Source organism: Burkholderia sp. AcTa6-5 (assembly GCF_017815075.1).
Classification (GTDB): domain Bacteria; phylum Pseudomonadota; class Gammaproteobacteria; order Burkholderiales; family Burkholderiaceae; genus Burkholderia; species Burkholderia sola.
In genome coordinates this window covers 1-14,187 of record NZ_JAGIQE010000005.1, presented here as the reverse complement: position 1 = coordinate 14,187, position 14,187 = coordinate 1, and the positions used below count along the sequence as shown (strand labels likewise).

The 14,187-nt window shown below is 65.5% G+C and carries 19 protein-coding genes and 2 tRNA genes; 4 read left to right on the top strand and 17 right to left on the bottom strand.

Annotated elements, in window-relative coordinates:
• Positions 1-13 precede the first annotated feature (13 nt).
• The 4 genes from J8I33_RS08765 to J8I33_RS08750 all read right to left on the bottom strand — a co-directional run bounded on the left by J8I33_RS08765 (position 14) and on the right by J8I33_RS08750 (position 1,892).
• Positions 14-487: a VOC family protein gene (locus J8I33_RS08765; protein ID WP_089488409.1), complete on the bottom strand. Its 474-nt coding sequence runs from the start codon at positions 485-487 to the stop codon at positions 14-16.
• Positions 488-672: 185 nt separating this feature from the next.
• Positions 673-1,191 carry an aspartyl-tRNA synthetase gene (locus tag J8I33_RS08760; RefSeq protein WP_124630407.1) on the bottom strand — a complete coding sequence of 173 codons (519 nt, stop codon included), beginning with the start codon at positions 1,189-1,191 and terminating at the stop codon, positions 673-675.
• Positions 1,192-1,294: 103 nt separating this feature from the next.
• A complete protein-coding gene (locus J8I33_RS08755; protein WP_124556399.1) occupies positions 1,295-1,537 on the bottom strand; it encodes a hypothetical protein in 243 nt (80 codons plus the stop codon).
• A gap of 46 nt (positions 1,538-1,583) precedes the next feature.
• Entirely contained in the window at positions 1,584-1,892 is a 309-nt protein-coding gene (locus tag J8I33_RS08750; RefSeq protein WP_011545327.1) for a hypothetical protein, read from the bottom strand.
• A 183-nt stretch (positions 1,893-2,075) separates the two neighbouring features.
• Between J8I33_RS08750 and J8I33_RS08745 the strand changes: the two genes are divergently transcribed.
• Positions 2,076-2,819 carry a DUF695 domain-containing protein gene (locus J8I33_RS08745; RefSeq protein ID WP_124556397.1) on the top strand — a complete coding sequence of 248 codons (744 nt, stop codon included), beginning with the start codon at positions 2,076-2,078 and terminating at the stop codon, positions 2,817-2,819.
• 647 nt (positions 2,820-3,466) lie between these two features.
• Here the strand turns inward: J8I33_RS08745 and J8I33_RS08740 are convergent.
• A complete protein-coding gene (locus tag J8I33_RS08740; RefSeq protein WP_209934655.1) occupies positions 3,467-3,877 on the bottom strand; it encodes a hypothetical protein in 411 nt (136 codons plus the stop codon).
• 280 nt (positions 3,878-4,157) lie between these two features.
• On the opposite strand from J8I33_RS08740, the gene J8I33_RS08735 reads away from it, so the two are divergent.
• Positions 4,158-4,622: a hypothetical protein gene (locus J8I33_RS08735; protein ID WP_124680750.1), complete on the top strand. Its 465-nt coding sequence runs from the start codon at positions 4,158-4,160 to the stop codon at positions 4,620-4,622.
• Positions 4,623-4,716: 94 nt separating this feature from the next.
• On the opposite strand, the gene J8I33_RS08730 is transcribed toward J8I33_RS08735, so the two are convergent.
• The 9 genes from J8I33_RS08730 to ssuD all read right to left on the bottom strand — a co-directional run bounded on the left by J8I33_RS08730 (position 4,717) and on the right by ssuD (position 10,986).
• On the bottom strand, positions 4,717-5,232 hold the full coding sequence (locus tag J8I33_RS08730) for a GNAT family N-acetyltransferase (protein WP_124556419.1): 516 nt from the start codon (positions 5,230-5,232) through the stop codon (positions 4,717-4,719).
• Between the two features lie 804 nt (positions 5,233-6,036).
• Positions 6,037-6,112 (bottom strand) — tRNA-His (locus tag J8I33_RS08725).
• Positions 6,113-6,166: 54 nt separating this feature from the next.
• Positions 6,167-7,153 (bottom strand): tRNA dihydrouridine(20/20a) synthase DusA, encoded by a 987-nt coding sequence (gene dusA, locus J8I33_RS08720; protein WP_239468935.1) that lies wholly within the window; start codon positions 7,151-7,153, stop codon positions 6,167-6,169.
• A 129-nt stretch (positions 7,154-7,282) separates the two neighbouring features.
• Complete coding sequence (locus J8I33_RS08715) at positions 7,283-7,528, bottom strand: hypothetical protein (protein WP_050012557.1); 246 nt, start codon at positions 7,526-7,528, stop codon at positions 7,283-7,285.
• Between the two features lie 7 nt (positions 7,529-7,535).
• Positions 7,536-7,733: a hypothetical protein gene (locus J8I33_RS08710; protein WP_209934654.1), complete on the bottom strand. Its 198-nt coding sequence runs from the start codon at positions 7,731-7,733 to the stop codon at positions 7,536-7,538.
• A gap of 32 nt (positions 7,734-7,765) precedes the next feature.
• The gene (locus J8I33_RS08705) at positions 7,766-7,987 is read right to left on the bottom strand and encodes a TOBE domain-containing protein (protein WP_209934652.1); all 222 of its coding nucleotides are present in this window, start codon (positions 7,985-7,987) and stop codon (positions 7,766-7,768) included.
• Positions 7,988-8,043: 56 nt separating this feature from the next.
• On the bottom strand, positions 8,044-9,003 hold the full coding sequence (locus J8I33_RS08700; protein ID WP_050012555.1) for an ATP-binding cassette domain-containing protein: 960 nt from the start codon (positions 9,001-9,003) through the stop codon (positions 8,044-8,046).
• A complete protein-coding gene (gene ssuC, locus J8I33_RS08695; protein WP_050012554.1) occupies positions 9,000-9,812 on the bottom strand; it encodes an aliphatic sulfonate ABC transporter permease SsuC in 813 nt (270 codons plus the stop codon). Before ssuC ends, J8I33_RS08700 begins: the two co-directional genes overlap by 4 nt.
• Before the next feature lie 16 nt (positions 9,813-9,828).
• Positions 9,829-10,986: an FMNH2-dependent alkanesulfonate monooxygenase gene (ssuD, locus tag J8I33_RS08690; protein WP_050012553.1), complete on the bottom strand. Its 1,158-nt coding sequence runs from the start codon at positions 10,984-10,986 to the stop codon at positions 9,829-9,831.
• A gap of 341 nt (positions 10,987-11,327) precedes the next feature.
• Here ssuD and J8I33_RS08685 point away from each other — a divergent pair, with 341 nt between their 5' ends.
• The gene (locus tag J8I33_RS08685) at positions 11,328-11,756 is read left to right on the top strand and encodes a hypothetical protein (RefSeq protein WP_006484223.1); all 429 of its coding nucleotides are present in this window, start codon (positions 11,328-11,330) and stop codon (positions 11,754-11,756) included.
• A 131-nt stretch (positions 11,757-11,887) separates the two neighbouring features.
• Here the strand turns inward: J8I33_RS08685 and J8I33_RS08680 are convergent, their stop codons facing one another.
• The 3 genes from J8I33_RS08680 to J8I33_RS08670 are packed head-to-tail and all read right to left on the bottom strand — an operon-like array spanning position 11,888 to position 13,913.
• Positions 11,888-13,042, bottom strand: coding sequence for an enoyl-CoA hydratase/isomerase family protein (locus J8I33_RS08680; RefSeq protein ID WP_209934647.1), 1,155 nt, complete (start codon positions 13,040-13,042; stop codon positions 11,888-11,890).
• Between the two features lie 31 nt (positions 13,043-13,073).
• Entirely contained in the window at positions 13,074-13,412 is a 339-nt protein-coding gene (locus J8I33_RS08675) for a multidrug efflux SMR transporter (RefSeq protein ID WP_011545307.1), read from the bottom strand.
• A 3-nt stretch (positions 13,413-13,415) separates the two neighbouring features.
• Positions 13,416-13,913: a heme-degrading domain-containing protein gene (locus J8I33_RS08670; protein WP_069621415.1), complete on the bottom strand. Its 498-nt coding sequence runs from the start codon at positions 13,911-13,913 to the stop codon at positions 13,416-13,418.
• 197 nt (positions 13,914-14,110) lie between these two features.
• On the opposite strand from J8I33_RS08670, the gene J8I33_RS08665 reads away from it, so the two are divergent.
• Positions 14,111-14,187 (top strand) — tRNA-Met (locus J8I33_RS08665).

Here is a 14,187-nt window from a genome sequence, read left to right as displayed (position 1 = left end):
CGACGGTGTCGATTCAACTGCCGCAGGGCGGCGCGCTGGCCATGGCGTCCGCGATCTGCTCGGGTGTCAGATCGCGCTGATGCGTCGCCAGCGACCAGCGATGCCCGAACGGATCCTCGACCTGCCCGTAACGATCGCCCCAGAACATGTCGGCCGCCGGAATCGTGACCGTCGCACCGGCCGCGACCGCCCTCTCGATCGCCGCATCAGTGTCCGGCACGTACAGATGCAGGCAGACGGGCGTGCCTTTCAGCGCCTTCGGCCCCAGCGCGCCGTGTTCGGGCATTTCATCGACCAGCATCAGCGTCGAATCGCCAATCGCCAGGCACGCATGCGCGAGCCGGCCGTCGGGCATCGCGAGGCGAAACTGTTCGGTCGCATTGAACGCGCGCTTGTAGAAGTCGATGGCGGCGGTAGCGCCCGCACAAATCAGGTGCGGGGTCAGCGTGCGCATCCCTTCCGGGATCGGCTTGACGGATGTGGCCATGGTGTCGCTCCTTCAGTCGGTTGTCGTATCGAAAATCGGGACGGACGCGCGATGCGCACGCCTCCGATGCTACGACGGACGACTCCCGCGGAAATCGACACGGCGCCCGGGATTTTTCTGTTTGCTCGAGTGACGGGGCGCGCAGGAAGCCGCATCGGGCGTTACCGGCCCGTTCGGTCGGCCGGTTAGTCCGGCAAGCCGAACTGCCGGCGGCAAGCCTCCAGCAACGCGGCCACCGCGTCGAGCGGAAGATCGGCAAACCGGGCGATCGGCAGCATCACGCCGCCCGGCACCTTCGTACGGGAAGAATGTACGGAGAACTGGTAGCCGATGTAACGATTACCGGCGACGCTGACGATCCGGAATTCAGCGACGTCCCGCCACGGCGTGACGGGCTTTTCGCGGGCGGAACCGATCAGCCGGAAGCCCGTCTCGTCGACCTGCAGCGCCAGCTTGCGCCGCGACGAGACGAACAACGCGGCACTGGCGAGCCCCAGCAACGCGGCCAGCGCCGCTAGCGGCCAGAGCGTCGGGGCGGCCACGTAACCGCACAGGCTCGCCGCGCCCAGCCCCGCACACACGACCGCCCTGCTTTTCAGGCTTCGGCTGTCGACCGCGAGCGTCACCGGCAACGCGCCGGTGACCGTTCCCGCAACGGGATCGACGTGCCAGCCGGAATCCGTCGTTTCGCGTTCGTCGTTCATTGCACGCCGCCTCGTGTCGACGGCCGCCCGTCCATCGACGCGGGCGACATGTCGGGATTCCGATTCCGTTTGCACGCATCACGCGCCATCGCGCCGACGCCGGTCAATTGCATACGTTGACGGTACCGTTGGTCGTGCATTGACCGACGGCCGCGTGACTCTGCCCGGCCAGACGAGGCGCGACGCCGATGCCGCGAATCGGCGCGGCCGGCGGCGACGATGCGGGAACGGTCGTCGACGCGGTTTCGGGCGACGGGTGCACGGGCGTCGGCCCGGACGCGGTCTGGCAGGCGGCAAGCGCCAGACAAAGCGCGAATGCCAGCGGAAAAATGGCGAATCTGGACATGGTCGTGGGCGCGTTCGCGCGATTCGGTTGGGGAAACGGCTCGCGGTCAGATCTGCGGCAGATCGCGCAACGTGCGCGACTCGCTCGTTGCATCGATGTCGAGCTCGATGCCTTCCGACGCATCGCGATACAGCACGCGTTTCAGCCTGGGCCCGATTGCGGTGGTGTCCGAGGCCGAGAAGATCGCGCGGACATCGTTACCGGACGCAAGCGCGCGCGCCACGTCCGCCACCGGTGCCTCGCGGGGCGTCGCCGCCCACGAGCGATCGGCCGGGTTCACGGCCGCCCAGCGCACGTGCGTCACGCGCGCGCTGAGCGGATCGATTCGGACACCATTCACCGCGAACGTCGACATCGGCATCTCCCTTGAATTTTTGCGGCCGGCCGCATGCATGCGGCGCGCTGCGAACAGCCCGGATCCCGCGGGCGCGGCGCACACGGCCCGCGATCGGGTGCGCGGCTCCGGCCAACGCGATTTTCGATGATACATTGGGACGCTTTGCAACCGTCAACAGACAATCGTGTACGGGAGAAACACATGAGCGACGCCTGGGGAACCTTCCCTGCCAGAATGGGCGACCATCAGGCTTTCATCAGCTTCAATCACGGCTTTGCGGAAATCGCCGAAGGCGATCCGCGCACGTCGCTGCTCAGCGTGCGCGTCCCCTTTGCACATCCGTCGCCCGAAGGTCTGCCGACCGGCGACGAATTCGCCGATCTCGCGAAGATCGAGGATCTGCTCGACGCCGCGATCGTCGCGAAAGGCGGCGTGCAGGTCGGCCGCATCACCGTCGACGGCAACCGGGATTTTCTTTTCTACGTGCCGTTCGACGAAGAGGCGGCCGCGGAGATCGTCGACTCGCTGGCCGACCAGACGACCTATGCGCTTCAGTATGCCCATCAGGACGACCCGGACAAGACGACATACTGGCAGACGCTCTACCCGACCGACGACGACTGGCAGATCATGCGCGACATGCGCACGCTGGATGCGCTGCGGCAGCAAGGCGACGCGCCGGACGTGAGCCGGCGCGTGATGCACTGGGCGTACTTCCCCGACCCGAGCGACGCGCACCAGTTCGCGGACTGGGCCGAAGCGAAAGGCTATCCGGTCGAATCGGTCGCGCCGACCGAGGACGGCAAGTCGGCGGTGCGGTTTTCGCACGAAGGCACGATGGCGCTCGCCGACATCACGCGCCACACGGTCGCGCTCAATCGCGAGGTGCGCGCGCTCGGCGGCAACTATGACGGATGGGAAACCAGCGTCGAACAGGCGGGCTGAGCGGAGCGCGATGCCCGTGACGCGCGATGTGACGTGACGCAAAAAACATCCCGGCAGCGCTGTGACGCGCCGCCGGGACAAGGCATCGCCGGCAAGGACCGGCGATGGGCCTGAGGGTTCGCTCAGGCACGAGGAAAGCAATTCGTCCGGATCGGGCGAACGGATGTCGGGGGCGAACGTGTGCCGTCGCGCAGCCCGCCGAACGCCTGTCCGATTCCGCCGACGCAATCTTCCGGCGTCGGGGGGGCAAAAAGCCCCCGCTCCTGCACGAGCGAGCGGGGAAACGGTTGACCGGGCCGGGGAAGAACGGTCAACCGGTCAAATTGTGATCGCGGGCTGCGCGACGGTCTGTGCGGCAACTCACCCTTTAGTGACAACGCGACGGCAACCGGCATGCGCGCGTGCCGGCGAATACCATCGTGATTCAAGCGCGAGGAACCGGCCGACCGCGTTCGGTTTTTCATTCCAGCCTTTTATTTCTTTTTAATTCAAATCTCGTTTTCAGACCCGCGGCAGTTTCCGGTAAGTCGCGGATATTGTCAAAGCAGGATTATTCTATTTTTTTGCGCAATGCGATTTCCATCTCATTTTTATGTGCGGAATTTCTTGCGCGCAATGATCTACGTCACGAAAACACGCGTTCGTCGCTACAACGCACCACTGGAAAACCAGTCGACCGTCCTATCGATCCAGTCGAGATTGCCGGCGATTTCAATAGCGGCGCCGCCGACGATTTCGCCTGTCGACAGATCTGCCGCCACCACGCCGGTTGCCACCGCGCGCGCCTTCGCAATCTCGGCCGAGGCAACGGACCTCGGATCGGCCAGCCGCGCCAGCCAGTCGACGATATTGGCGCGCGCGTCCGCCTCATCGGCGAAGTCGTTCCGCTCGAGAAAACGATCGAACACGATCCACCCGAGCGTCTTGCTGCGTACCTCGGACTCGAGTTGCCTGTCGACAACGGCGGTACGGCCGGACTCCGTGATGTCGAGCGTTGCCGTGAAGCGGTAATCGAGATGGTCGATCTCGAGTTTCGACGACTTGGCCTCTCCGTTCAATGTGCCCTCTCAGTTTTCGTGATGCCCGGTGCGTGACGCATGCTTCGCCACACAGTATGAATCTTGCGAGAATTTCGCGCAGCGCTTCATTCTCGCTGGCCGTATCGCGATATTGTTGCGGCCCGTCGATATGGGCCGTCAACGGATGGCCGCCCCCATTCCTTTTGCAGATTGAGCCGCAAGTCGCTCTGTTTTCCTATTTTTGGTCTCGACCTGCTGCGCAGCCGTCCGCGCTGCTAAACTCGGATCACAAAGACCGCTTGCGCTACCAGAGGAAATAATGACGCTCGCTCACGCACGACAAAGCGGCGTAGATGTCTGGATCGTCCAGCTTCCCGGGCACGTTCCCTATGCCTACACGCACCTCAAGCGGGTATTCTCGTCCGACGACTCTCGCCATCGGGTCGTGACGATCGACCTGAGGAAACTGCTCGCCTGCGCCGACCGAGACACCACCGACTATGTGTTGCCGTCGGTCCAGTACTGGGCCCCTGGAAAAGCCGCGGGCATTCGCGAATTCCTCGATCCGGGCCAGGACCGGATTCCGGACATGCCGTTCATCACGTTTCGCGAGACGAGAACGCGAACGTTGCTCGGCATTCCCGGCCTGTCGAAAATCGGCGTCGCATCGTTCCGTAACGGCCAGCATCGCGCGCGCTATCTCGCCTATGCCGGCGCGACGATCTTGCCCGTCGAAATTCACGAGACCGAAGCCGATTTGCTTGTGCGGTATTGCGGCGAGTGAGGGCAAAGTCCGTTCGGCTTTCACCCGGCGCTTCCCTAGCAGCCAGGCGCAATTGCACTCGCTTGCCGCCGCTCGCATCGATGCCGGCCGGCGTTCAAGCGTGGATTGCGTAAATCCGGTCGGTGACTTGCGTCTGGCCGATGCGACACGTTTCGACACCGGCCAATTGCCAGCCGTTGTGTTCGTAGAACCCGATCGCACGCACGTTGCCCTCGAGTACCTGCAGATGGACCTTGTCCACGCCGATCGAGCGAGCCCATGCGCGAACGGCTTCGATCATGCGCTTGCCCGTGCCGCCGCCGTGATGCGAAGGATGAACGTGCAGGCAGTCGAGCAGCACACCCAGCGCCGGATCGACGGGGCGCTCGGCGCTGACGAAGCCGACGGGCTCGCCGTTCGACTCGGCGATCAGCACGAGACCCCACTCACTCTCGTTGCGATCGAAATAGTTGCGCCACCGGATCGCATGCTCCGTCGGCACCTCATCGGACAGATAGCTGGCCGGAAGGATGTGGCTATAGGCGGTTTGCCAGCTCAGCGTGTGCAGGCGAGCAATGTGGCTCGCGTCGGGCCGCGTCGCGGCGCGCAGTGTGACCCGGGTGTCCGGCATCGATAGCCACTCCTCGTGTAGGTTCTCTTGATCGGCCTGTGTCGTCGCAAAATATACCGCGCTTTGCGGGATGCATTTCGCAGGGCTTGTCGGCGATCGTCGGCGAGCGCCCAAAAAAAATCCCGACACCTTCTCCGGTCGTCGGGATCGAACGGCCCTGCAAAGCATGAGGGCACGAGGAAGGTCCTACATTACACGCATGTAAGACTGTTGCGCTTTGTCGGTTTGCGCCAAGCCCTTGTTCGATTCCGCCAATCAGCCGGTTACGAGCGGCCGTAAACGAAAAAAGCCTGCTCGCGTTTCGCGCGAGCAGGCAAGAAAACGGATCAGCATTCGAGGCACGAGGGCTGTCCAGAGAAGATAACGGCACGGCGCGCGGGAACCTTAGGCGGGAAAGGAAACGGCGCGAGCATGGGTACGAACGTTGTCAGCGCAACGACAAGGAAACGCGATACGAAGCAGGCCCGGGGGCCTCGTCGCCATCTCCGTCATCCACATCGGCGATGCGGGACAAGCGGCCATCCGTCGATACCACGAACGATCGCGCGCCCGATTTCGATACCTGCCCGCGTCGTCTCATTCGAGGTCTCGTATTCGGTAGCGAAGTCATATCGCCGGGACGACTCGATTTATGCAACCGCTCTTTTGACGCGCGCGAGGCCGAAATGGTGCCGTGGTTGATTCGCTGAATACGGGAATGCCACTTCGTTAAAGAAGCCGGGACCAAGACACGCATTAGCTGTGTCCGAACGCCAGAAAGCAAAAAGCCCGGTTCAATGAACCGGGCTTTTTGCTTGAATTTGTTGGGGTGGCTGATGGGACTCGAACCCACGACGACAGGAATCACAATCCTGGACTCTACCAACTGAGCTACAGCCACCACTGATACTGCTTGCTTCGTTTCGCTGTTTTGTTTCAGCAGCGAAGAACAAGATTATACGAACACTTTTGAATCTTGCAAAGCCTTTTTTTCAAAAAATTCTTCGGCTTCGTTCAGATGCGCGCGTGCCTCGTCGAACACGGCCAGATCGCCGCGTGCGAGCTTCTTGTTGTCGGACAGCACGCGACGCCAGCCACGCGCGCCCGGCATGCCGCGATACAGCCCGAGTGCGTGCCGCACGATCGCGCCGAGGTAGGTGCCGCGCTTCAGCTCGGCCGCGCAATACGCGATCAGTTGCGCTTCGGCCGCTTCGCGCGTCGGCACCGCCGCGCTCGATCCGTAGAAGCGCGCATCGACCTCCGCCAGCACGTACGGGTTGTGATACGCCTCGCGGCCGAGCATCACGCCGTCGACGTGCTCCAGATGCTGCGCGACTTCATCGAGCGTCGTGATGCCGCCGTTGATCACGATCTCCAGCGACGGAAAATCGCGCTTCAACCGATACGCATAGTCGTACTTGAGCGGCGGGATCTCGCGATTCTCCTTCGGCGACAGCCCCTTCAGGATCGCGTTGCGGGCATGCACGACGAACGTTTCGCAACCGGCCTCGGCCACCGTGCCGACGAAGTCGCGCACGAACGCGTAGTCCTCGACCGCATCGACGCCGATCCGGTGCTTGACCGTGACCGGCACCGACACCGCATCGCGCATCGCCTTCACGCAGTCGGCGACGAGCTGCGGCTCGTTCATCAGGCATGCACCGAACGCGCCGCGTTGCACGCGCTCGGACGGGCACCCGCAATTCAGGTTGATTTCGTCGTAGCCCCACTGCTCGCCGAGCTTCGCCGCGCGCGCGAGGTCGTCCCGCTCGCTGCCGCCGAGTTGCAGCGCGACCGGCGATTCGCTCGGCGTGAACGCAAGATGCCGCTGAGCATCGCCGAACAGCAGCGCGCCCGTCGTGATCATCTCCGTATACAGCCACGTATTGCGCGTCAGCGTGCGGTGGAACGACCGGCAATGGCGGTCGGTCCAGTCGAGCATTGGCGCGACCGATACACGGCGGGGAGGAAGCGAGGACGGAGCGGACATGGAATTCGGGTACAGGCCAGGCGGCACGGAAACAACCGGGTATTTTACCGCAATCCCGGCCATGCCCGCCCGACACGCGCGCTACCGGTCGCCCAGCTCCGCATCGACCGCCCGGCGTGCCTCGTCGAACACGCGCTCGATCACGTGCCGCTCGGTTAGCAGCATCCCGTCGACCTTGACCAGCCGCCAGTCGATCCGCACGGTATCGCCTCGCAGCACGCGGTAATGCGCATGCTCGCCGTCCCAGACCTGCTCGGTCTTCACCTCGATCTCGAAGCCGCGGTACGGCTCGCTGAAATCGCCGAGGTCGCTGCCTCTCGGTTCCATCGCGCGCTCAATCGTATTCGTCGGACAAAAATGACCGGCCATCGGCCGTCAGGTCGACCCGGTCGGCCGTCGCCTGATAGATCAGCCCGTCGTTCAGCAATGCGTAGATAACGTCATTGAACGAGGCGGGAACCGGCCGGCTGTCGCCGAACTGGTCGATCCATTTCAGCGCCTCGATGGCTTCGGGGGAAAGGATGGGGGTCATGCGTTCGCCTCCGGCATCGGTGTCGTTCCATCCTAGCACTTCGTCCGGCAGTCGAATACCGAGGCAAACGCGCTCCACGAATGCAATGCGGCGCCGACCTTCAGTTCGAGTTCGTCCACCGAACGGGTGGTGATCACCGACGTGACGATGCCGAACGGCGTCTCGACGTCGACTTCGGAGACCACGGACCCGCGAATGATCTCCTTGACCTTGCCCTTGAACTGGTTACGTACGTTGATTGCGGTGATGCTCATCGGGATGATCGCTCCGAAGAAAAAGTCTCAGAACGGGCGGCCGGAGCCGCCCGGCATTAAACGGCCCAGCGGATCTGCCCGACCGGTCGAACCTTGTCTGCTTCATGCTGCGTGTCTTGATCGACCGCGCCGGGGCCGCCGGCGAGCACGCGTTTCAGCACGCGATCCTCGAGTGCCGCGAAGGCCGCCGACGCGCGGGCACGCGGCCGGTCGAGCGGCACCGGCTGGTCGAGCGCCACCCGCCCCTGCTCGATCAGCAGGATGCGGTCGCCGAGCGCGACGGCTTCCTGCACGTCGTGCGTGACGAGCAGCGCGGTGAATCGATGTTCGCGCCACAGGCGCTCGATCAGCGCGTGCATTTCGATGCGGGTCAGCGCATCGAGTGCGCCGAGCGGCTCGTCGAGCAGCAGCAGTTGCGGCCGGTGCACGAGCGCACGGGCCAGTGCGACGCGCTGCCGCTGCCCGCCCGACAGTTGCGCGGGCCAGTCGTTCGCGCGTTCCAGCAGCCCGACTTCGTCGAGCACCGCGCGGGCCCGGTCGCGCGCGCCGCGGCCGAGGCCCAGCATCACGTTCTGCAGCACGGTCTTCCACGGCAGCAGGCGCGCGTCCTGGTACATGATCCGCGTATCGAGCGCGCCGCCGCCGTCGCCGTGCGTCACGAGCGCGCCGCTGCTCGGCTGCTCGAGTCCCGCGACGAGACGCAGCAGCGTCGATTTCCCGCAGCCGCTGCGGCCGACGATCGCGACGAAGCTGCCGCGCGCGATGTTCAGCTCGACGTTGTCGAGCACCGTGCGGGCGCCGAAGCGCTTGCTGACGCCCGACAGCGTGACCGCGTCGTCGGATGCCGGACCGCCCGCGCGCCGCCGCGCGAGCGGCACGACCGATGCGCCGCCGTCACGTTCGAGGATGGCCGCATCGCGCGCATCGCCGTCCGCGACGCGGGCCTGCGCCAGCTCGGCCTCGAGGTCTGCGCCGGCGAGCGGGCCGTAGGCGGCCGCCGAAGTCGTCGCATTCATGCCTTTGCTCCTGATTGATAGGCGGGGTGCCAGCGCAGCGTCACGCGCTCGATCCATTTCGCCAGCACATCGGCCAGCTTGCCGAGCACCGCGTACAGCAGGATGCCGACCACCACCACGTCGGTTTGCAGGAATTCCCGCGCGTTCATCGTCATGTAGCCGATGCCCGACTGCGCGGAGATCGTTTCCGCGACGATCAGCATCACCCACATCAGCCCGAGCGCGAAACGCACGCCGACGAGAATCGACGGCAGCGCGCCCGGCAGGATCACGTCGCGGTACAGCGCGAAGCCGCGCACGCCGTAACTCTTCGCCATCTCGATCAGGTTCGCGTCGACCGAGCGGATCCCGTGATACGTATTGATGTAGACGGGGAAAAACACGCCGAGCGCGACGAGGAACAGCTTCGCCTTCTCGTCGATGCCGAACCACAGGATCACGAGCGGAATCATCGCGAGCGCCGGGATGTTGCGGATCATCTGGATCGTCGAGTCGAGCGCGACCTCGGCGGCCTTCGACAGCCCGGTCGCAAGCCCCAGCGCGAGGCCGACGCCGCCGCCGATCGCGAAGCCGAACAGCGCGCGCCACGTGCTCACTTTCACGTTCGCCCACATTTCGCCCGACGTCACGAGCGACCAGGCCGCGCGCACGACCGCCACCGGCTCGGGCAGCACGCGGGTCGACAGCCAGCCGGTGCGCGCACCGACTTCCCACACCACCAGCAACGCGAGCGGCACGAGCCACGGCGCGACGCCGCGCCATGCGCGGGCGGCCACGGCGACGCCCGTCTTCGACGTTTTCGTTGTCATCGCAAGCCTCCGTCGCTCAGCTCTGGCTCGTCTTCGGCAGATAGTTGTTGCCGACGATCTCGCCGAACGGCCCCGACAACGGACCGGCCGCCTTCTCGACACCCTGGCCCTTGATCAGCGGGAACACGAGTTCCGCGAACCGATACGACTCCTCGAGGTGCGGATAGCCGGACAGGATGAACGTCTCGATACCGAGATCCGCGTATTCGCGCATGCGTTCGGCGACCTGCTCGGGATTGCCGACGAGCGCCGTGCCGGCGCCGCCGCGCACCAGCCCCACGCCGGCCCACAGGTTCGGATAGACCTCGAGCGCCTCGCGGCCGCCGCGCTTGCCGCCGTGCAGCGCGGCCATCCGGCGCTGGCCTTCCGAATCCATGTTCGCGAACGCCTTCTGCGCCCGCGCGATCGTGTCGTCGTCGAGCCGGCTGATCAGCCGCTCGGCGTCGCGCCATGCTTCGTCCTCGGTCTCGCGCACGATCACGTGCAGGCGGATGCCGAACTTGATCTTGCGGCCGCGCGCGTCGGCACGGGCGCGGATGTCGGCGATCTTCTTCGCGACGGCCTCGGGCGGCTCGCCCCAGGTCAGGTAGGTATCGATGTGATCGGCGGCAATCGCGTGAGCGGCCGGCGACGAGCCGCCGAACCACAGCGGCGGATGCGGATGCTGCACCGGCGGATAAAGCGCCTTGCCGCCTTTCGACTGCAGGTGCTTGCCGATGTAGTCGAATCCGCCGTTGTCGTGCGACGCGGTCAGCAGCCCGCGCCAGATGTTCAGGAAATCGTCGGTGATCTCGTAGCGCGTGTCGTGATCGGCGAACAGGCCGTCGCCTTCGAGCTCGGCCGCATCGCCGCCCGTGACGACGTTGATCAGCAGGCGGCCGCCCGACAGACGGTCGAACGTCGCGGCCATCCGCGCGGCCAGCCCCGGCGAAGCGATGCCGGGACGCACGGCGACCAGGAACTTCAGGCGCTGCGTCGCCGGAATCAGGCTCGACGCGACGACCCACGCATCCTCGCAGGAACGGCCGGTCGGCAGCAGCACGCCGTCGTAGCCGAGCGTGTCGGCCGCCACGGCGACCTGCTTGAAGTAATCGTAGTCCGCGGCTCGCGCGCCTTCGGCCGTGCCGAGATAGCGGCTGTCGCCATGCGTGGGGATAAACCAGAACACATTCATCTGCTGCTCCTGCTTGACTGTCACTGCCGAAATTTGAAAAAGACATCGCCCTGCTCGCGTCGCGGATGAGCGACGCATGCATGGTGTGCATTCGAATCGGGATGGCTCGCCGGTCAGGCCGTGCCGCGGACGAGGACGCGATTGCACGGCTGTTTCTGGGAAATCAGTCTAGGGACCGGTACAGGGCTTTGGAACGATTTTTTTGAGCTTAGGTTTTCCGCTTTCGTGATTAGCACGACGCTGGAGCGAATATCGCCGCGGCCGGGCCCTATAATGGCGCACCTATCCGAATAACTCCGCGCGCCCGGCCCCGGCCGTGCGCGCCTGCGGTGCACTCATCGATGCAGAAAGTCATCCTGCCCTTCCTGTCCGGCTTCCTGGCCGCACTGTTCTTCCGCGAGGCCACGCTGGCCCTCCTTCACACGGCCGACCTGATCGCCGCAACCGGCTTCTCGACACAACCGTTCGCGCCGCTCGGCATTCCTGAATTTGTCGCGAATGCGCTGATCAGCGCGTGCTGCGCGATTCCGATGGCGTGGTTGTTGCGCGTGTCGCCGGAACGCGAAGCATCGTGGATCGGCGCACTCGTGTTCGGCGGCATCGTGCTGACGGCCGCTCGCGTGTTCGCGATCGATCCGCTGCGCGGCATCTGGCCGTCGGGCAACATGATGCCCGTGCTCGCGGCCGGCTTCGCGGCCAATGCGGTGTGGGGTTTCGGCGCGCTCGTGTTCATGCGCGCGTTCATGTCGGACGACGCGGGCGACGAATAACGCCGCGGCGCGGGCGACGCGCCCTTCAGGACCGGCCGACTTCCATGAAAAAGGCCGCGTGCATCGTGCGCGCGGCCTTTTCGTTTCCGTGTCGCGCGTCGATCGGCTCGCGCGGGTCAGCCTGATCGACGTCAGTCCTTCAGCTCGCGCAGCGGATGCGCGTCGGGCGCCCACGGGCTGTCGAACATCGCGAGCACGTCGGCGCGCCGGACGTCGGCAGCCGACTTGAAACGCCACACGGGCTGGTGATCCTTGTCGACGATCAGCGCGCGCACGCCTTCGATCACGTCGCCGCGCGCGAAGGTCGAGCGCGTGAGATCGAGATCGCGCCGCAGGCAATCGGCCATCGTCGCGCCGCGCGCGCGTTCGACGACTTCGAGCGACACGGCCATCGACAGCGGCGACAACTGCTCGCGCATCGCGTGGGTCGCCTTCTCGACCCACCCGTCGACCGCCGCGCAATCCTGCTCGGCGTCGAGCGACGCGAGGATCGCGTTGATGTCCGGCTGCGCGAAATGCCGGTCGATCGCGGCACGCGCATCGGCGAGCGCCGACGTGTCGGGCGTCGGCACGACCTTGTGCGCGGCTGCCGCGTGTTTCACGCATGCGACGGCCTGCGCGCCGCTGTCGATGCGCGCGGTACGCAGCGTGTCGAGCAGCGCCGGCAGCGCGGCGTCGGGCAGATAGACGTCGGCGAGTTGCGCGTACAGCGCACCGGCCGCGTCGAGCGTCGCGCCGGTCACCGCGAGATAGCGGCCGATCGCGCCGGGCGTGCGCGCGAGAAACCAGCTCATCCCGACGTCCGGGAACAGGCCGATGCGCGTTTCGGGCATCGCCATCTTCGTCGAGTCGGTCACGACGCGCAGGCCGCCGGTATGCCGCGCCGCCTGCGATATCCCCATGCCGCCGCCCATCACGACGCCGTGCATCAGCGCGATGTACGGCTTCGGATACGTGAAGATCGCATGGTTCAGCGTGTATTCGTCGATGAAGAACGTGTCGACCGCATCGCGGTCGCCGCGCCGCCACGCGTCGTGGAAGAAGCGCACGTCGCCGCCCGCGCAGAATGCGCGCGGATGCGGGCTGTGCACGACGACCGCGACGACGTCGGGATCGTCGCGCCACGCGTCGAGCGCCTGCTGCATCAGCCGGATCATGCCGACCGACAGCGCATTCAGCGCCTTCGGCCGGTTCAGTTCGAGAAAGCCGATGCGGTTCGCGACGTACGCGCACACGTCGGGCTGGGCGGATTCGGCGGAAACGGCGGCGGGAGTGGAATCGGTCATGACGGTCATCCGGCAAACGGCAGTCGCACGCTCAGTGCGCCTGCATCTTCGAGAACAGGTTCAGCACCACGACGCCCGCGATGATCAGCCCGAGACCGATCACCGCCGGCACGTCCGGCACCTGGCGATAGAGCAGCATCGCGACGAGCGTGATCAGCACGATGCCGGCGCCCGACCACACGGCATAGATGATGCCGACGGGCATCGTGCGCAACGTGAGCGACAGGCAGTAGAACGCGACGCCGTAACCGGCGACGACGAGCACCGACGGCCAGAGGCGCGTGAAGCCGTCCGCCGCGCGCAGCGCGGACGTGCCGATCACTTCCGCGACGATCGCGATCGCGAGCCATGCGTAACCGGGCAGTTGCATCGCTCAGCTCCTTGCGAGGGCCAGTACCGCGTAGTCGTGACCGAGTTCCGCGCACAGCGCCTCGACGACGAACTCGTGGTCCGCGCGCTGCGGCAGCCCGGACGCGGTGATCGAGCCGATCACGCCGGCGCCGGCGACGGTCAGCGGAAACGAACCGCCGTGCGACGCATAGTCGGCGGCCGGCAGCCCGTGCTTGTCCGCGAGCGTCGCGCCGGCCTGCTGCATGCGCAGGCCGATCGCGTAAGAACTGCGGCGAAAATGCGCGACGACGTTGCGCTTGCGGCGCACCCAGTCGGCGTTGTCGGGCGTCGCGCCGGCGAGCGCCGCGTAGAACAGCGGCTGGCCGAACGTGACGATGTCGATCGCGATCGCATGGCCGCGCGACGTCGCGAGCGCGTGCATCCGGTTGCCGAGCGCCCACGCGCGGGCCGGGTCGAAATGGGGAAACACGAGCGCCTGTTCCTGCGCGCCGATCGATTGCAGATCGTGAGCGATATCCATGAATCCGTCGATGCAGTAATGAGTATCGGAACGGCGCCGATGCGCTCGCGCAGGGCCGCTGCCGGGATGACGACACAAACCGCTCGATTCTAGCGCACGCGCCTCCCCGTACCGGCCCCACCAGCGCTCGTCACGCGATTGTCAGAAAACACTTGCACGCATTCGGGTAAGACCATATAATTCATTTCTTCGACGGACGCGGGGTGGAGCAGTCTGGCAGCTCGTCGGGCTCATAACCCGAAGGTCGTAGGTTCAAATCCTACCCCCGCAACCA